Source organism: Ramlibacter sp. AN1133 (assembly GCF_037890035.1).
Lineage (GTDB): Bacteria > Pseudomonadota > Gammaproteobacteria > Burkholderiales > Burkholderiaceae_C > Ramlibacter.
On the sequence record NZ_JBBKTQ010000001.1, the window covers coordinates 1 to 16458 of the forward strand.

A 16458-nucleotide genomic window follows, 5' to 3' on the forward strand; every position below is an offset into this window, starting at 1 on the left:
ATCGGCGGCGGCCATCGCCTCGCCCTTGGCTTCGGGCAGGGGCTTGCCTTGTTCCTGGGTCAGCAGCGGGGCGATCTCGCCGGCGCGCTCGCGCATGAAAGCGGCGGCCTTGCGCATGATGCCGCTGCGGGCGGCGGGGGTCATGTCCCGCCAGGTTTCGAAGCCCTTCTGGGCCGCCTCGAGCGCGCGGTCGAGGTCGGCTTTCCCGGCGTGGGCGACGCGCCCGATTTCCTTGCCGGTGGCCGGGTTGAAGACCGGCAGCGTACGGCCGTCGGCGGCATCCTGCCACTGGCCATCGATGAAGAGAAGGGTGTCCGGATAGCTCATGTCGCGCTCGCTCAGGCCAGGGCCGATGTCTCGGGACGCAGCCGCCCCGGTTGCACGACCCGGCACAGCGCCTCGGTGAAGAAGAAGTCGCCGAACATGGTGGCGCTGTCCACGCCTTCGCGGTGGGGACGCGAGTAGCACGAGTGCTTGAGGGCGCCACGGTGCGAGTCCTCGCTGGCGAAGGCCTCGCGGCACAGGTTCTCCAGCATCTCGCAGCCCACCGTGCTCCAGCGCCTGGCCGCCGATGCATCCGGGTGGATGCGGCCCAGTTCGATCAGTGCCGAGGCCACCACGGCGCCCGCCGCTGTGTCCAGGATCTTCGCGTCCTCGCCGGTGGCGTCGAAGTCGTAGGGCGGGATCTTGCGGCCGTCCAGCCGGCGGACGTAGTAGCCGGCCAGCTTCTCCGCCAGCTCCAGGTATTCGAGCTTGCCGGTTTCGCGGGCCGACACCACGTAGCCGTAGATGGCCCAGCCCTGACCGCGCGACCAGGCCGACTCGTCGGCGAAGCCCTGGAAGGTGTAGCCGCGCACCCGCTCGCCGGTGGCGATGTCGTACTCCACCGCGTGATAGGTGGAAAGGTCGGGACGGATGAAGCCCTTGGCCGTCATCTGCGCGTGCGCGTCGGCGGCGAGCGCGAAGCTGCCGTCGCCGCTGTGGCGCGAGGCCCAGTACAGCAGCGGCAGGTTGGCCATGGTGTCGATCGCCGAGCTGCAACGCGCCCGGGCGTCCGACATCGGACCCCAGGACGCAAGATAGCTGCCAGCCTGCGTGTTGACGATGCGGGCGCGCAGGCGCCCTGCGGCCTGCAGCGCGAGGTCCGCATACCAGCTGTCGCCGGTCACGTGGAAGGCCGGAATGGCGCTGCTGTCGAAGATGAAGCCGATGTCGTGGGTATTCGGGTCGCCGGCGCGCTGCGCCACCAGGTGCATGCGCTCGCGCATCCAGCCCAGGTACTTCCTGTCCTCGGTCTGCAGCCAGGACGCGCACAGCAGGCCCACCCAGAAGCCGCAGAACCAGTTGCCGTGGCTCCAGGCTTCGCCCCGGTAGCCGGCCGACAGCGACGCGGGCAGCGTGACCCAGCTGCCGTCCGGCGCGGTCAACTGCGGGAACTCCACGCCGATGGTGCGCTCGTCGTCCGCCACCTTCGCGGCCAGGCGGGTCAGGGTTTCGGCGAACAGGCGCCTTTGGTGCGCCGTCGCGGCGATGGGGTGGTTCATGCAGGTCTCCTGGTTGTCAGAGTGCGCGGGCGAGCAGGCCACGCGCGGCGAGGTTGGTGAACAGCGCGCGCAGCCCGAACTGCCACGGCGCGACGCGGTCGCTGGTGTCGACCACATTGCGCAGCCCGCCCAGGCGGGCGCTGCGGATGGTGACGAGGTCCCCCACGTGGTGGGTGAAGCCCAGGCCCGGCGCGCCGCGATCCTGCGTCGGCGCGAACAGCGTGCCCAGGAAAAGCATGAAGCCGTCCGGGTACTGGTGGTTGGCGTTGAGTGTCTGTGCCACCAGTTCCAGCGGGTCGCGGCTGATCTCGCGCATCGTGCTGGCTCCGTGCAGCACGAAGCCGTCCCGGCCCTCCACGAGAAGCTCGATATCCTCGCGCCGCAGGTCGTCCAGCGTGAAGGTGTCGTCGAACAGGCGGATGAAGGGGCCGATGGCGCAGGACGCCGTGTTGTCCTTGGCCTTGGACAGCAGCAGGGCGCTGCGGCCCTCGAAGTCGCGCAGGTTGACGTCATTGCCCAGCGCGGCACCCTGCACCTCGCCGCGGCTATTGACGGCCAGCACCACTTCCGGTTCCGGATTGTTCCACTCCGACTTGGGATGGATGCCGATCGCCGCGCCGGCGCCCACGGAGGACAGAACCGGCACCTTCGTGAACACCTCGGCGTCGGGACCGATGCCCACTTCCAGGTATTGCGACCACATGCCCTGCCGGATCAGCAGTGCCTTGAGCTCCTGCGCGCCGGGCGAGCCCGGCTTGATGGCGCGCAGGTCGCCACCGACCGCCTTTTCCACATCGGCGCGGATGCTCTCGGCGCGGCGCAGGTCGCCGCCGGCGCGCTCCTCGATCACCCGTTCCAGCAGGCTGCTGGCGAAGGTGACGCCGCTGGCCTTGACCACCTGCAGGTCGCAGGGCGCCAGCAGGCGCGGCAGGACTTCGGCCAGCGAACCGAGCCGCGGGCCCGTCATCGCCCGCACCGCCTGCGCGGGGGACGGCAGTTCCAGCAGCGAAGCCATCGTGGGAGCGTGCGCACTGATGTCCTGCACGCCGCTCTCGCGGATGACCACCACGGCGGGGCCGCCGACATCGTCGAGCCAGACGCGCCCGACGAGCGTGCCGGCGTAGCCGTCATGCGGCAGGACGTCTTCCGGCTTGAGGGAAAGGGGGAGCTTCATGGGGATTCTTCCGATTGGCGAGCCAGGTGCCGGTGAGCACCAGCAGGAACCCGGCGATGGAGGGCGGCGACGACGCGGCGATCGCGCCCCTCAGGCAAACTTCAGCTCCTTGAGCGCGGAGGCGCCGGCCAGTACCTTGTCGCCGTTCTGCTTCCTGACGATCGTGTCCAGGATCAGGATGCGCTTGGCCTCCTTCTTGCCGACCACGGTGACTTCCACGTTGAGCGTGTCGCCGATGAACACGGGTCCCAGGAACTTGAGTTCCTGGCCCACGTAGGCGAAGCCGGGGCCGGTGAGCTGGGTGTGCGTGGTGGACACCAGGGCACCGGTGAGAAGGCCGTGCACGACGCGCCGGCCGAAGGGGGTCTTCGTGGCGAACTCCTCGTCCATGTGCAGCGGGTTCAGGTCGCCCGAGAGGTGGCCGAAGGTGTCGACTTCGCTGGCGGTGATGGTGCGCTCCAGCTGCTGCTTGCGGCCGATTTCGACGTCGTCGAAGCTGAGGAAATGCGTGCTCATGCCTCCACCTCCGTCTTCGGCGCCAGGGCCACTCCCTCGGCCAGCAGCTGCTCGATGCGTGCCGCGCTGTAGCCGGCTTCGGCCAGCACCTCGCGGGTGTGCTCACCCAGCGCCGGCGGCATCCGGCGCAGCGCCGGCGCCTGGCCGTCGTAGCGCACCGGATGCGCCATCAGCCGTACGGGGCCGGCCTGGGGATGGTCGACGTGCATCACGACGCCGTTGTGCGCCACCTGCGGGTCCGTCTCGACCTGCGCGTAGTCGTTGACCGGGGCGTACCAGATGTCGTGCTGGTCGAACGCGCGCATGACGGCCTCGGTGGTGCGCGCCAGCAGGGCCTGCGCCACGAGCTGGTGTACGCGGTCGCGATTGCGCACCGGGTCCTTGGGATGGTTCAACGCGGCCAGCTCGCTCGAGTCGAACGCGCTGGCGAGCTTGTCGGTCGTGGTCAGCGAAACCGCGATCCAGCCGTCGGCGGTCTTGTAGACCCCGTAGGGTGCGGGGTGGAAGCGCGAACCCATCGCGGGGCTGCTGCGCTTCCACAGGGGGCCCTTGTTCAGGTAGTAGGTGAAGGGCTCGATCTGCAGGTCCAGCGCTGCGTTGAGCAGATTGCTTTCCACCATGCAGCCCTTGCCAGTGCGCTGGCGCCGCTGCAGTGCCGCCAGGACGCCGAAGGCGGCCAAGGCCGCGGCATGCTGGTCGACGATGGCGGAGCCGACCGGCGTCGGCGCCGTCTCGCCGTCGCCCGACAGCATGGCCATGCCGCTCATGGCCTGTAGCAGCAGGTCCTGGCCTGGACGCTTCTGGTAGGGGCCGGTGGAACCATAGCCCGTGCAGGAGCAGTACACCAGGCGCGGGTTGATCGTCCTCGCGTCCTCGTAGCCGAAGCCCAGCTTGGCCAGCACTCCGGGGCGATAGTTCTCGACCAGCACGTCGGCCTCCTCGATCAGGCGGCGGACCACCTCGCGCGCCTGCTCGTTGCGCAGGTCCAGCTGGATCGCGCGCTGGTTGCGATTTCCCAGCAGGAAGAAGATGGACACGCCCTCCTGGAAAGCATCGAAGCCGGCCCAGCCGCGCTCGAACGCGCCCTTGGGGGGTTCGATCTTGATGACGTCAGCGCCGACGTCGGCCAGCATCTGCACGGCCGACGGGCCCTGCAGGAAGTGGGTGAAACTCAGAACCTTGATGCCTTCGAGCATGTCGTTTTCCTTCCCTTGCATCGTTTATTGCGCGAGCAGTTCGCGCGAGATGATCATTCGCTGGATCTCGGAGGTGCCCTCCACGATCTCCAGCACCTTGGCGTCGCCGAAGGCGCGCGCCACCGGGTATTCGCTGATCACGCCGTAGCCGCCGTGAATCTGGATGGCCTGGTGGGCCGCTTCCATCGCGCGCTCGGTGGTGAACAGCTTGGCCATGGAGGCCTGCTGGTCGAACCGCACACCGGCATCCCGGGCCGCCGCCGCGTCGTACAGCATCAGCCGCGCGGCGTGCGCGTGGGTGGCCATGTCGGCAAGCTTGAACTGCAGCGACTGGAATTCGGTGAGGGCCTTGCCGAAGGCGGTGCGCTCCTTCATGTAGGCCCGCGAGCGGTCCAACGAACCCTGCAGGATTCCCAGGCCCAGCGCGCCGATCAGGATGCGGCCGGTGCTGATCTGGGTCAGGGTCTGGCGCAGGCCGTGGCCCCGCGTGCCCAGCAGGTTGCCCGCCGGGATCTTGCAGCGGTCGAAGTGCAGTTCGCAGGTACTGCTGGCGCGCCAGCCGATCTTGTTCAGCTTGCGGCCGGTGGTGAACCCGCGCGTGCCGGAAGGCACGATGAAGTTTGAGATCTCCTTGCGCCCGTCCTCGCGGGTGCCCGTCACCGCGGCGATCACCACCGGGCCGCTGACCTCGGTGCCGGAGTTGCTGATGAAGGTCTTGGCACCGTTGATGATCCAGTGCTCGCCGTCCAGCGTGGCCTTGGTCGCGATGTTGGCCGCGTCGGAGCCCGCGTTGGGCTCCGTCAATCCGATCGAGCCGATCTTGCGGCCCTCCAGGATGGGCCGCAGATACAGCTGCTTCTGCGCCTCGTCGCCGTAGGCGTTGAGCAGGCTGGCGACCGAGGAGTTGGCCATCAGCGAATTGGCCACGGCGCAGTCGACCCGGGCCAGCTCCTCCAGCACGATCACGAACGACAGCCAGGAGCCGCCGCCGCCGCCATAGGCCTCCGGATAGGGCAAGCCCGTGAAGCCGAGCTCGCCCGAGCGCTTCCAGATGTCGTAGGGGAAGGCCTCTTCCTCCCACAGGCGCTCGGATACCGGGGCGATCTCGTTTTCCGCGAACCGCCGCACGGCCTCGCGGATCATCGTGTGTTCTTCTGTCAGCCAGTGGGGCATCTTCATTTCTCCAGGAATTGCCGGAACCCCGCGGCGGCGTGCGGCGTCCCGAAGTTCAGTGCGTAACTCGCGGCCTCGAACTCGAGGCCGGCCGCCAGGGGCAGGTCGCTGGCGCGGTTCACGGCGCGCTTGGCCATCTCCACGGCGAAGGGGTGGTGGCGCGTGACAGCCTCGGCGAGCGCGCGGGTTTCGGCACGCAGGGCTGCGGGTTCGGCAACGCGCGCGATGAACCCGAAGTGGCGGCATTCCTCCACGCGGTAGTGGTGCCCCGTGAGGACCATCTCCTTCGCGCGGGCCAGGCCCATCTTCTTCACGGCGAGCTGCGTGCCGCCCCAGCCGGGCATCGTGTTGAGGGCGATCTCGGGGAAACCGAATTTCGCCGTGCTGGCAGCGACGATGAAGTCGCAGGCCAGTGCCAGCTCGAAACCGCCACCCAGGGCATAGCCGTTGACCATCGCGAGGGTCGGCTTGGCGAACTCGTGCAGCCGCTGCATGAGGCGGTGGCCCGCCACCATGTCGCGGTAGGCGGCCATGTTGTCCATGGCCGCGAGGGCGGCGACGTCATTGCCGGCCACGAAGGCCTTGCTGCCGGCGCCGGTGATCACCACCGCCGCAGTGGCGGCGTCGCAGGCCGCCGCGTCCAGCGCCGCGTCCAGTTCCGCCAGCAGGCCGGGCGCAAAGGCGTTGAGCTTGTCCGGCCGGTTGATGGTGAGCCAGCGGATGCGGCCTTCCTGCTCCTGCAGCAGGCGCGGGATGCCGGGCCCCCCCGGCGCGGAATCCAGCCTGCGCTCGCCGGGGGAGACCGATGGCAATGCGTCGCCCATGCCTCAAAGCACCTTCAGGTAGGTCTGGCCCGCGGCCACCACGGTGCCGGCCTGGTTGGTGACGGTGGCGTCGAACACGCAGGTGTTGCGCTCCTCGTCCTTCGAGGCCAGCACCAGCCTTGCCGTGACGGTGTCGCCGATGTACACCGGCCCCTTGAAGGTCACGTCGTAGCGGTACGACACGGCGCCCGGGTTGGGCGCCTTGCCGGCCATGTAGCCCATGCAGGTGGCGAGGAAGCCGACCGACAGGGCGCCCTGCGCGATGCGGCGCTCGAAGCGCGTCTTCTTGGCGTATTCCTCGTTCACGTGCACGCCGTAGAAGTCGCCCACGATGCCGGCAAAGCCATAGACATCGAAGTCGGTGACGGTCTTGGCGAACTCGGCCTCGTCGCCCACGGCGTAGAGGTCCATGTGGGGTCGCTTGGCCATGCTTACTTCACCGCCTTCTTGGCCGCCTGGACCTTGTCGAACAGGGCCTTGCCATCGGGAATCCCGGACAGCAGTTGCTCGTCCACCTTGGCGCTGGCCTGCTTCAGGTTGTCGACGTTGGATTCGACCACCTGCACGCCCGCCTTCTTCATGCTGGCGATCGAGTCGGCGTAGGACTTCTTGTAGTAGGCGCGGCTCTCGGCCAGGGCTTCGGTGGCAGAGTCCTGGACGATCTTGCGCTGGTCGGGCGTCAGCTTGTCCCAGGTCGTCTTGCTGGCGATCAGCAAGGCAGGCAGGTAGTGCACGCGCGTGATGTTGTAGAACTTCGAAACCTCGACGAACTTGTCCATCACGAACTGGTCGGGCGAGGTGTCGGCCCCGTCCACCACGCCCTGCTGCAGCGCCATGTAGACGTCGCCGTAGGCCATGGGAGTGGGCTGTGCACCGAAGGACTCGTACGCCTTCACGTAGCCCGGCGACTGCATCACGCGGATCTTCATGCCCTGCATGTCGGTGCCGCTCCTGATCGGCTTGGACGAGAACACGTTGCGCTCCATCACCGACAGGAAGCCCAGGCCGACCAGGTTGTACTTGGGCAGCATGGCCAGGAATTCCTTGCCGACGGAGCCGGACAGCACGTTGTTGGCCTGGTCGACGCCGTCGAACAGGTAGGGCATGTCGAACAGGCTGTAGGCCTTGATCGTGTTGGTCAGCGGCGCCTGCGCCGTGATGAACATGTCGAGCCCGCCGGTGCGCGCGGCCTGGATCATCTTGACCTCGCCGCCCAGCTGCGACTGCGGGAAGACATTGATCTTGATCTGGCCGTTGGATTTCTTGGCCGCGATCTCCGCCATTCGCACGGCGGCGATCTGGTAGTGGCTGTCGGGGGCGAGCGTGTGGCCCACGTTCAGGCTGACCGCCTGGGCGCAGGCCAGGGTGGAGGCGAGCATCGTGGTGGCGGCGAGGGCTCCTGCGAAGGCGTATTTCATGGTTGTCTCCTGTTTCGGGAAAGGGTTGGCTCGCTTTTCACGAGGGCCGGGAATGCGGCGGCTCGCCCGGCGCGTGCGAGGCCGCGCCGGCGTGATCGGTGATGCGTGTTGGCTGGTGCGGCTACCGGAACCAGGTGGTCAGGGCGGGGACGTAACTGATCACGAGCACGTCGATCGCCAGCACGGCCAGGAAGATCAGCAGGGGCCTGACCAGTTGCTCCAGCCGCAGCCTGGCGACCTGGCAGACGACGAACAGGTTGACGCCCACGGGCGGGGTCACCATGCCCACGGCCAGGTTAACGATCATCACGGTGCCGAAGTGCACCGGGTCGATACCGTACTTCATGGCAGCGGGGGCGAGGATGGGCGCCAGGATGATGATGGCGGCCAGCGTCTCCATGAACATGCCCGTGACGAACAACAGCAGGTTCACCATGAGCAGGAACACGATCGGGTTCTTCGAGATGCCGGTGACGAACTCGCCCACCATGTGCGGAACCTGGTTGACGGTGAGCATGTAGGCGAAGATCGCCGCAAAGCCCACGATCATCAGGATGATCGAGGAGGTGACGGCCGATCGCCCGAGCATCGGCACGACGTCGCGCCAGGTGATCTCCCGATACACGTAGATGCCGATGACCAGCCCGTAGACCACCGCCACGACGGAGGCTTCGGTCGCCGTGAACACGCCGCCGTAGATGCCGCCCAGGATCAGCACCGGCATCAGGATGGCCAGCGCCGCGCGCCGGAGGGCCGTGAACAGGTGACGCAGCCAGTCCCGGAAGCTGATGTCCGCCACCGCGTCGAAGCCGTTGATGCGGGCCAGCACGTAGACCGTGCCGATCAGCGAAGCGCCGATGAAGATGCCGGGCAGGATGCCCGCCAGGAACAGGTCCGCCACCGACACGTTGGCCGAAAGCGCATACACGATCATCGGAATGGACGGCGGGATGATCACGCCAAGCTCGCCCGAGGCGGCGGCGATGGCGCCGGCCAGGTTGCGGGGATAGCCCTTCTTCTCCATCGCGGGAATCAGCACGGAGCCGATGGCGGCCGTGGTGGCGGACGACGAGCCGGAGATGGTGGCGAAGAACATCGAGGTCAATACCACGCAGGCGCCGAGGCCGCCCTTGATCCAGCCCACCAGGGCGTTGGCCAGGTCGACCAGGCGCTGTGCGATGCCGCCACCCTGCATGAGGGTTCCGGCCAGAACGAAGAAGGGAATGGCCATCAGCCCGAACGAGTCGAGCGACTCGTACACGCTTTGCGCCATCATCACCAGTGGGGTGCCGGAGACGTGCAGGGCGATCGTGGACGACAGGCCCAGCGTGACCGCGATCGGGACGCTGAGCGCAAGAAGGGCCAGCAGTCCGGTGAAGAGGACGGCGCTCATGCCAGGCTCCCCGACTTCAGTTGCAGTGCCGCATCGGAGGTGGCGGCCGGCTGGCACCGCTGCGCCTGTGCGATCTGCTGCAGCGCGGCTTCGAGCTCGTCGTCTTCCGCGGCGTGGCGGATGTCCTTGCGCGACAACCGCGTCGCCAGCACCAGGGCCAGGGTGTTGAGCAGCATCAGCAGGCCGCCCACGACCATCGCCAGGTTGATGGCGACCATGGGGATCTCCAGCACCGGCGACGTCTGCGAGTTGCCGAACTCCACCCACTGCCAGCCGACGAAGCAAAGCAGTGCATAGAAGCAACCCGCCAACAGGAACGCGAGGTACTTGACGGCGCGGCCGAGCGGTGCAGGCAGCGCGTTGATGACGAACTCGACGCCGATCAGCTTGCCTTGGCGGCAGGCGATGCCGGCACCGATGAACACCGTCCAGATCATGAGGTAGCGCGACACTTCTTCGGTCCATGGCACCGACAGTCGTACGCCCAGGTGGGTGAACACGAACCGGGCCAGCACGCCGACGAACACCGACAGCACCATGGCAGCGAGCGCCACGCCGCACAGCCGCGTGAGCAGGCCGTTCACGCCGTCCATGATCCCGATGTAGCGAGAGATTGCGCCGCGCGGTGGCGCTTGCACTTTCTGCATCCGTTGTCTCCTGTAATGGACCGCATCGTAGGCAGCGGCCCTTCTGGAGCGTTAGGACGGTTCGGGCGAAAACTTGGACTTTTCTGCAGGCCCCGGGAAAACCCCCACCCCTCTTCCGGACTGCAGTCCGAGCGCGCAGGCGCTCGCGAAAACGCGCCTGCGCTACTCGGCCAGGCGCGCCAGGCTCTGGCGAAATTCGATCGGGGTGCGCCCGGTGTGCTTCTTGAAGCAGCGGCTGAAGTACGCGGGATCGTCGAAGCCCAGCTGCGCGCCGACCAGCGCCACCTGCGCGCCCGAATGGGCGAGCAGGCGCTTGGCCTCCAGGATCACTCGTTCCCGAATGATCTGCGCCGTCGTTGAGCCCGCACAGCGCCGCACCGCTTCGTTGAGCGCGCGCTCCGTCGTGCGCAGCAGCCCCGCATACTCCGCGGGGTTCTGCGTCCTGGCGAAGTTCTCCTCCAGCACCTGCTGGAAGCGGCGGAACAGCAGCCGGCTGCGATGCCCGGCATCGCTGCAGTTGGCCGGGACGGCCAGGCGGGAGGCCTTCACCAGCAGGACGAACAGGTACGAGCGGATCATGTCCTGCGCGCGAAAGGGCTCATCCTCGTATTCGTCGCGGATCGCCTCGAAGATGCCGCGGAAGTCGTCGGTGTCGGCTCCGCGCGTGTACAGGGCGTGGATCTCGTTCTCCGAGTCATAGATCGGGATCTGCCGCAGCATGTTCTTGTCCTGCAGCTGCAGGGCGAAGAACTCGGAGCTGAAGTTGATGGTGAAGCCCTCGGCTTCGGGCGAGAGCTGGAAGTCGTGGATCTGCCCCGGCGACATGAAGAACAGCGTGCCCGCGCGCACCTCGTACTTGATCTCGTCGATGATGTGGTGGCCGGTGCCGCGCTCGACCCACACGATGTGGAAGAAGTCGTGCCGGTGCGGATACGGCAGCGTCAGCATCAGGTTCTGCAACGGCGCGAAATGGAAGTCCACCGACTTGATGACAGAGCCGTAGTCGAAGTTCTCGATGCGGAAGATGGGAAGCTGGCAGCAAGCGGGCTGCATGGGGACCTCACGAAACGATCTGGCGCGCGGATGCTACAGCGGCGCGGGCCGCCCCCATCCAGGTATTCATTCTGGACCGCCGTCTGTAAACGGGCCCGGGCCGGGCTGCTCCTGTGGGCGCCCCGCCGCTCGCATCCGATGATGAGCTCGACTAACCGGCCACTTCAGCGAGGAATTGGGACAGGAGCAGGTTGACCGCATCGCCGCGTTCCTGCTGTACCCAATGGCCGGCGCCTTCGACGAAGTGCGTGCCGGCCATGCGCGTACAGACCTCGCGCGTCATGCGCTCCAGGGCACCCGGCGCCTGGTGCGCACCCCAGTCGCGCGCCCCGGACACGAACAGCGCCGGCACGTCGATGGTGCGGCCGGCAAACGCCTTGAGCTCGCCGGCAAAGCGCGCGTCCGTGCCGATGCGGTAGCCCTGCAGCCCGCCCTGGAACCCGGTGCGCCCGTATTCGGCTGCATAGACGTCCAGCTCGGGCTCCGTCAGCCATCGACAGGCGGCCACCTGCGCCGGGGTGGGCATCTCCGGCGCGACGGTCTGTGCCATGTCCCGATCGCGGTCCATCACATAGTAGGTCGGCATCTTCGCCAGTTCGCCCGCGGCCCACGAGCCCAGCGTGAACGGCTCGTTGCCCGGCCAGTCGCCGCTCTTGTAGTGGAAGTAGGCGCGCAGGAAATCGCGAACGCCTTGCGAACAATGCCACATGTCCTGGTTCGCCTCGCGCGTGGCGTAGTACCAGCGGTAATGCTTGCGCGGGCGCGGCAAGGCCGCGAGCGACTCCGGAATTCCGGACAGCGGCAGGGCGCCCTGGGCCGGCGCCCCGGCCGTGCCCGTGGGCAGCACCGGCGGGCCGGGGAAGGCCGCGCTCATCATGACGAGGGACCGGAACACATCGGGGCGCAGCAGCGCGCACCAGGCCGCCACCGGCGAGCCGTAGTCGTGCCCGATCACCGCCGCGACGCGCTCGTGGCCGAGCGCCTTCACCAGCCCCAGTGCGTCGGCGACGCGGTTGACGAACGTGTACGGCAACAGGTCGTCGTCGTAACGCACGTCGGCGCCGCCGCTGCGGCCGTAGCCGCGCAAGTCCGGCGCGACGACGTGGTAGCCCAGCGCGGCCAGGAACGGCAGCTGCTTGCGCCAGCTGTACGCCAGCTCCGGAAAGCCGTGCAGCAGCAGCACGCAAGGCCTGCCCGCCAGCTCGTGCCCCGCTTCCAGCACGTGCATGGTGCAGCCGTTGTTGTTGTCGACAAAGCGCGAGCGCACGCCGACCGGCAGCACGCGCGGGTCGTAGGGAACCTGCAATTCCATGTTGATCTCCTGTGGTGCCGGCCGGCCCCGCGGCGCGCGCATCGGCCAGGCGCCAAGAATACGCCCGGCCACTGGCGCGGCGGCGCTCACGAAGCGTGCACTTCCTCGGCGTGCAGCGGCATGCCCAACCCGCGCAGCGCGGCCTGCACCTTGCCCAGCGGCACGCGGCGCACCGGCACGCCCTCCTCCACCGCGATCGCGGCGGCCACGCCGGCCGCCTGGCCTGTCGCCATGCACGCCGGCATGTTGCGCGAGCGGGCGTGCGCTTCGTGGTCTGCGGAAATGCAGCGTCCGGCCACCAGCAGCTGCTCGACGCCGCGCGGCAGCAGGCAGCGGTACGGGATCTCGTACGGCGGCATGCTCTGGAAGTCGACGTCGCCGCCCTTGGGGTCGTGGATGTCCAGCGCCGAATTGTCCGCGGCGATGCTGTCCTCGAAGCGGGTCTCGCCGCGCGAATCGGGGCCGGTCAGCGTGTATTCGCCGGCAATGTGGCGGGTCTCGCGCACGCCGAGGATCGGCGAAACCTGGCCCAGGCGCGCCTGCTCGAAGCCGGGCACGCGCTCCTTGAGGAAGCGGCACACGCCCTCGATCTGGCGGTAGCACTCCAGGATCGCGTCGGTGAACTCCTTGGGCGAGAACACATTCACGCCCAGCACGCGCGTGGCGTTGACGTACATCTGGCCGTCGGCGGTCTTGAGCGTGATGTTCTCGCGCTGCAGCTTGACGCCGGTCTCGGCCTGGAACCGGCGCAGCATGCCATTGAAGCCGGTGAGCCACAGCCCGTACTCCAGCCCGGCTTCGTCGGCGGGGATCGCCCGCGCCGGCACGTCGTCGCAGGTGCGCGCCCAGTCGGCCAGCCGCTTGAGGTCGACGTTCTTCATGATGAAGTACATGGACACGGGCTGCATCTTCGCCTCGCGCTCGCCAGAGCCCATCACGAACGGCGCGCCGGCCTTGGCGGCCATGTCGGCGTCGGCGGAGCAGTCGATCAGCACCTTGGCGCCGACGAACTGGCGGCCGCTCTTGCTCTCGATGATCACGCCCGTGATCGCGCCGTTCTCGACGTGCGGCGCCGACACGAAGGTCTCGAACAGGATCTGCACGCCCGCCTCCACGCACAGGCGCGTCAGCAGCATCTTCATGATTTCGGGATCCGTCGGCGAGGCGATGTGCACGCCGCCGGTCTTGGTCGTGGCCATGTAGTCCTCGCCGGCGCCGCCCAGCGAGCGCGCCAGGTTCCAGATCTCCAGCGGGATGCCGCCGACCATCTCGCCCGAGGGCTTGGTGTTCAAGCCCAGCGTGAGGATGCCCCCGAGCGAGCCGAAGCGCTCGATGAGCACGACCTTGCGGCCGCGGCGCGCGGCGGCGATGGCCGCGATCGGCCCGGTGGTGCCGCCGCCGACCACGACGACGTCGGCTTCCATCAGCACCGGGATTTCCCGTGCCGCTTCCTGGATGATGGTTCTGTTCACTGCTTCTCCTGATTGACGGTTGCGATGGGGCACGTCAGTCGACGTGCGCGCCCGATTCCTTGACAGCCTTGGACCACTTGGCAATCTCGTTGCGGTTCCAGGCAGCAAACTGCTCGGGGGTGTTGCCGACCACCTCGGCACCCAGCGCGCCGAGCTTCTCCTTGACTTCCGGCATGCGCAGCACGGCCACGAGGTCGGTGTAGATCTTGTCGACCACCGCCTTGGGGGTGCCGGCCGGCACCAGCGCCCCGATCCACGACACGGCCTCGAAGCCGGGCAGGCCCGACTCCTCCATCGTGGGCACGTTCGGCAGCGAGGCCGCGCGGCGCGCGCTGGTGACGGCCAGCGGCTTGAGGCGCCCGGTCTTCACGTGGTTGGTCACGGCGACGATGTTGTCCCACATCAGCGAGATCTGGCCGCTGAAGAGGTCGTTGTAGGCCGCGGGCGTGCCCTTGTACGCAACGTGGACCAGGCCGGTGCCCGTCGCGGCCTTGAACATCTCGCCGGCCAGGTGGTTGGAGGTGCCGACGCCGCCGGAGCCGAAGTTGAGCGTGCCGGGATGGGCCTTGGCGTAGGCGATCAGCTCCTTGACGCTGTTCACCGGCAGCGCCGGATTGGCCACGAGCACCAGCGGCGTGGTGGCGACCAGGGTGATCGGCGTGAAGTCCTTCAGGTAGTCGTAGTTCAGCTTGGTGTACAGCGACGTGCTGATCGCGTTGGCCACCGTGCCGAAGAAGATGGTGTAGCCGTCGGCGGGCTCGCGCGCGGCGATTTCGCTGCCGAGGTTGCCCCCGGCGCCTGGCCGGTTTTCGATCACCACCGGCTGGCCCCAACGCTCCGAGAGCTTCTGGCCGACGGTGCGGGCGATCACGTCGGTGGCGCTGGCGGCCGGGAAGCCGAACAGGATCTTGACGGGCTTGGTGGGCCACGCCTCGGCTGCATGCGCGCTGGTGGTGGCAAGGGCGACGGCGGCCGCGAACGGAACGAGCAGGGATCTGACTGACACGGTGTCTCCTTCGATCTGTTGGTTCGGACAGGTGCGCCAATACTACAGTGCTCTATAGCACTGGTCAACACCGACCGGCACCGGGTACCATCTCTTCCGATCCGATGAATACACAAGTCAGCCTCACCCCTTCCGAATTGATGGACAAGTACGCGCCCCCGGGCATGCCCGGGGTTGCGAAGTACGCGCAGCTGCGCGAGACCCTCACGTCGGCCATCCGTGGCGGCCACTGGAAGCCCGGCAGCCAGCTGCCGGCGGAGCGCGAGCTGGCGCGGCTGACCGGCTTCAGCCTCGGCACCGTGCAGCGCGCGCTGCGCGAGCTGGCCGACCAGGGCCTGCTCGTGCGCACGCACGGCAGCGGCACCTACGTGGCCGAGGGTCGCGCGGCGATCGACGAGCCGATGTACCTGCGCTTCCTGGGCGGCGTCGGCGAGCCGGCGTTCCTGCCCCTGTACCCCAAGGTGCTCGCGCGCAAACGCATCGCCGAACGCGGCGCGTGGTCCGAGTGGCTACGCGGGGCCGGCGGCGAAGTCGTGCGCATTACCCGGCGCATCAGCGTCAACGGCGAGTTCCACCTGTTCAACCGCTTCTATTTCAGCGCCGCGCGCTTCCCGGGCATTGCGACGGCGCCGCTGTCGACCCTCGACGGCGCCAACCTCAAGCAGTTGCTTGCCGGTGAAGTCAACGTGCCGGTGACGAGTGTGCGACAGCGCGTCTCCTTCGTGAAATTCCCGGAGGACGCCGCGGCCGCCGCAGGCGTGAAGCCGGGCACGCGGGGCCTGCTGCTGGAAAGCGCGGCGATGGGCGGGCGCGAGCCACTCTACTTCCTGGAGTCGTTCATTCCGCCGAACGAGCGGCGCCTCGACGTCTCGGCGCCCTGAGCCGAGCCAGCGCCTTGGGTGCCGGAAGCAGGCGTGCGCAAGTGGAGCGAACCCGGGAGCACGACACCTCCGTCCACCACGCCGGTGCCTATGCAGGCGGCCTGCGCCTGGCTCGCCGCTTCGCGGCCGACTTGCGCTGCGCCTCCAGCCGCCGCAGCATGTCCTCCACCGCCTGCAGCGCGGCCAGGTGCGCCTCGTGCTTTCCGGTGCCGGCCAGCATCCCCAGCTCCGTTCCCAGCCAGAAGTTGCAGATCCAGGTGCTCACCACCTGGGGCGACACCGGCAGGTCCAGCTCGTAGTACGCAAAGGCATCGGCCACCGCCTTGCCGACCACGTCGAACCACGCGTTCATGCGCGGCGCGAACGCTTCGCGCAGGACGGGGTTGGACATGCTGGCCGCATGCAGCTCCATCAGCACGCGCACGAAGCCCGACGCCAGGTCGTTCTCGTAGAAGCGGCGTGCCTGCGCCCATTTGTCGGCGTAGCTGCCGGGGGAGGCATAGAGGCGCTCCTGCCGCGCCAGCAGGCGACGGTTGGCCTCGTCCAGCACGGAGATGACCAGCTGCTCCTTGGACTTGAAGTGGTAGTTGACCAGTGCGTGGTTGACGCCGGCGTCGCGCCCGATCTCTCGAATGCTGAGCGCGCCATAGCCCTCGCGCGCCAGGCGCTGGAACGCGGCCTCGAGGATGCGCGCCTTGGTTTCGTGCACCGGGGACCGGGGGTCGTGCTGCAGGCTGGCGGGCATGAGCCGATCTTAACCATTCGGACGAGGCGGAACCGCCGGGCTGGATCCTGGAGACTTCCGGTTTCCCTCGAGAATGCCACTCCTTGACAAGGCGCAAGCAAGCG

17 protein-coding genes are annotated in these 16458 nt (G+C 68.0%); 1 reads left to right on the forward strand and 16 read right to left on the reverse strand.

Translation table 11 applies throughout. From position 1 onward, the window contains the following. The 15 genes from WG923_RS00005 to WG923_RS00075 all read right to left on the reverse strand — a co-directional run. The coding region (locus tag WG923_RS00005; RefSeq protein WP_340348859.1) for an aldehyde dehydrogenase family protein at window positions 1-327 on the reverse strand (327 nt) is incomplete at its 3' end. An 11-nt stretch (window positions 328-338) separates the two neighbouring features. Then, window positions 339-1544: a glycosyl hydrolase gene (locus WG923_RS00010; protein ID WP_340348860.1), complete on the reverse strand. Its 1206-nt coding sequence runs from the start codon at window positions 1542-1544 to the stop codon at window positions 339-341. Window positions 1545-1560: 16 nt separating this feature from the next. After that, window positions 1561-2718 (reverse strand): fumarylacetoacetate hydrolase family protein, encoded by a 1158-nt coding sequence (locus WG923_RS00015; protein WP_340348861.1) that lies wholly within the window; start codon window positions 2716-2718, stop codon window positions 1561-1563. A 90-nt stretch (window positions 2719-2808) separates the two neighbouring features. Next, window positions 2809-3234 (reverse strand): MaoC family dehydratase, encoded by a 426-nt coding sequence (locus WG923_RS00020; RefSeq protein WP_340348862.1) that lies wholly within the window; start codon window positions 3232-3234, stop codon window positions 2809-2811. Beyond that, a complete protein-coding gene (locus WG923_RS00025) occupies window positions 3231-4430 on the reverse strand; it encodes a CaiB/BaiF CoA transferase family protein (RefSeq protein WP_340348863.1) in 1200 nt (399 codons plus the stop codon). The genes WG923_RS00020 and WG923_RS00025 overlap by 4 nt, the downstream gene beginning before the upstream one ends. Window positions 4431-4454: 24 nt before the next feature. Beyond that, window positions 4455-5603: an acyl-CoA dehydrogenase family protein gene (locus WG923_RS00030; RefSeq protein ID WP_340348864.1), complete on the reverse strand. Its 1149-nt coding sequence runs from the start codon at window positions 5601-5603 to the stop codon at window positions 4455-4457. A 2-nt stretch (window positions 5604-5605) separates the two neighbouring features. Further along, entirely contained in the window at window positions 5606-6427 is an 822-nt protein-coding gene (locus tag WG923_RS00035) for an enoyl-CoA hydratase/isomerase family protein (protein ID WP_340348865.1), read from the reverse strand. A 3-nt stretch (window positions 6428-6430) separates the two neighbouring features. After that, the gene (locus WG923_RS00040; RefSeq protein WP_340348866.1) at window positions 6431-6856 is read right to left on the reverse strand and encodes a MaoC family dehydratase; all 426 of its coding nucleotides are present in this window, start codon (window positions 6854-6856) and stop codon (window positions 6431-6433) included. A gap of 2 nt (window positions 6857-6858) precedes the next feature. Further along, complete coding sequence (locus tag WG923_RS00045) at window positions 6859-7845, reverse strand: TRAP transporter substrate-binding protein (RefSeq protein ID WP_340348867.1); 987 nt, start codon at window positions 7843-7845, stop codon at window positions 6859-6861. A 121-nt stretch (window positions 7846-7966) separates the two neighbouring features. Next, complete coding sequence (locus WG923_RS00050; RefSeq protein ID WP_340348868.1) at window positions 7967-9238, reverse strand: TRAP transporter large permease; 1272 nt, start codon at window positions 9236-9238, stop codon at window positions 7967-7969. Then, complete coding sequence (locus WG923_RS00055) at window positions 9235-9885, reverse strand: TRAP transporter small permease (protein WP_340348869.1); 651 nt, start codon at window positions 9883-9885, stop codon at window positions 9235-9237. Before WG923_RS00055 ends, WG923_RS00050 begins: the two co-directional genes overlap by 4 nt. Before the next feature lie 162 nt (window positions 9886-10047). Then, on the reverse strand, window positions 10048-10938 hold the full coding sequence (locus tag WG923_RS00060) for a helix-turn-helix domain-containing protein (RefSeq protein ID WP_340348870.1): 891 nt from the start codon (window positions 10936-10938) through the stop codon (window positions 10048-10050). 151 nt (window positions 10939-11089) lie between these two features. Then, window positions 11090-12250, reverse strand: a complete 1161-nt coding sequence (locus WG923_RS00065; protein WP_340348871.1) for an alpha/beta fold hydrolase — start codon at window positions 12248-12250, stop codon at window positions 11090-11092. 86 nt (window positions 12251-12336) lie between these two features. Continuing rightward, a complete protein-coding gene (locus WG923_RS00070) occupies window positions 12337-13722 on the reverse strand; it encodes an FAD-dependent oxidoreductase (RefSeq protein ID WP_340348872.1) in 1386 nt (461 codons plus the stop codon). Between the two features lie 34 nt (window positions 13723-13756). After that, a complete protein-coding gene (locus WG923_RS00075) occupies window positions 13757-14728 on the reverse strand; it encodes a Bug family tripartite tricarboxylate transporter substrate binding protein (RefSeq protein WP_340348873.1) in 972 nt (323 codons plus the stop codon). Between the two features lie 104 nt (window positions 14729-14832). Between WG923_RS00075 and WG923_RS00080 the strand changes: the two genes are divergently transcribed. Then, on the forward strand, window positions 14833-15609 hold the full coding sequence (locus WG923_RS00080; protein WP_340348874.1) for a GntR family transcriptional regulator: 777 nt from the start codon (window positions 14833-14835) through the stop codon (window positions 15607-15609). An 88-nt stretch (window positions 15610-15697) separates the two neighbouring features. Here the strand turns inward: WG923_RS00080 and WG923_RS00085 are convergent, their stop codons facing one another. Then, window positions 15698-16354: a TetR/AcrR family transcriptional regulator gene (locus WG923_RS00085; protein WP_340348875.1), complete on the reverse strand. Its 657-nt coding sequence runs from the start codon at window positions 16352-16354 to the stop codon at window positions 15698-15700. Window positions 16355-16458: the final 104 nt, after the last annotated feature.

What these genes read in the sequence shown, in the direction of transcription:
- WG923_RS00010 (WP_340348860.1), bottom strand. Translation starts at nt 1,544, where the DNA reads ATGAACCACCCCATCGCCGCGACGGCGCACCAAAGGCGCCTGTTCGCC.
- WG923_RS00015 (WP_340348861.1), bottom strand. Translation starts at nt 2,718, where the DNA reads ATGAAGCTCCCCCTTTCCCTCAAGCCGGAAGACGTCCTGCCGCATGAC.
- WG923_RS00020 (WP_340348862.1), bottom strand. Translation starts at nt 3,234, where the DNA reads ATGAGCACGCATTTCCTCAGCTTCGACGACGTCGAAATCGGCCGCAAG.
- WG923_RS00025 (WP_340348863.1), bottom strand. Translation starts at nt 4,430, where the DNA reads ATGCTCGAAGGCATCAAGGTTCTGAGTTTCACCCACTTCCTGCAGGGC.
- WG923_RS00030 (WP_340348864.1), bottom strand. Translation starts at nt 5,603, where the DNA reads ATGCCCCACTGGCTGACAGAAGAACACACGATGATCCGCGAGGCCGTG.
- WG923_RS00035 (WP_340348865.1), bottom strand. Translation starts at nt 6,427, where the DNA reads ATGGGCGACGCATTGCCATCGGTCTCCCCCGGCGAGCGCAGGCTGGAT.
- WG923_RS00040 (WP_340348866.1), bottom strand. Translation starts at nt 6,856, where the DNA reads ATGGCCAAGCGACCCCACATGGACCTCTACGCCGTGGGCGACGAGGCC.
- WG923_RS00045 (WP_340348867.1), bottom strand. Translation starts at nt 7,845, where the DNA reads ATGAAATACGCCTTCGCAGGAGCCCTCGCCGCCACCACGATGCTCGCC.
- WG923_RS00050 (WP_340348868.1), bottom strand. Translation starts at nt 9,238, where the DNA reads ATGAGCGCCGTCCTCTTCACCGGACTGCTGGCCCTTCTTGCGCTCAGC.
- WG923_RS00055 (WP_340348869.1), bottom strand. Translation starts at nt 9,885, where the DNA reads ATGCAGAAAGTGCAAGCGCCACCGCGCGGCGCAATCTCTCGCTACATC.
- WG923_RS00060 (WP_340348870.1), bottom strand. Translation starts at nt 10,938, where the DNA reads ATGCAGCCCGCTTGCTGCCAGCTTCCCATCTTCCGCATCGAGAACTTC.
- WG923_RS00065 (WP_340348871.1), bottom strand. Translation starts at nt 12,250, where the DNA reads ATGGAATTGCAGGTTCCCTACGACCCGCGCGTGCTGCCGGTCGGCGTG.
- WG923_RS00080 (WP_340348874.1), top strand. Translation starts at nt 14,833, where the DNA reads ATGAATACACAAGTCAGCCTCACCCCTTCCGAATTGATGGACAAGTAC.
- WG923_RS00085 (WP_340348875.1), bottom strand. Translation starts at nt 16,354, where the DNA reads ATGCCCGCCAGCCTGCAGCACGACCCCCGGTCCCCGGTGCACGAAACC.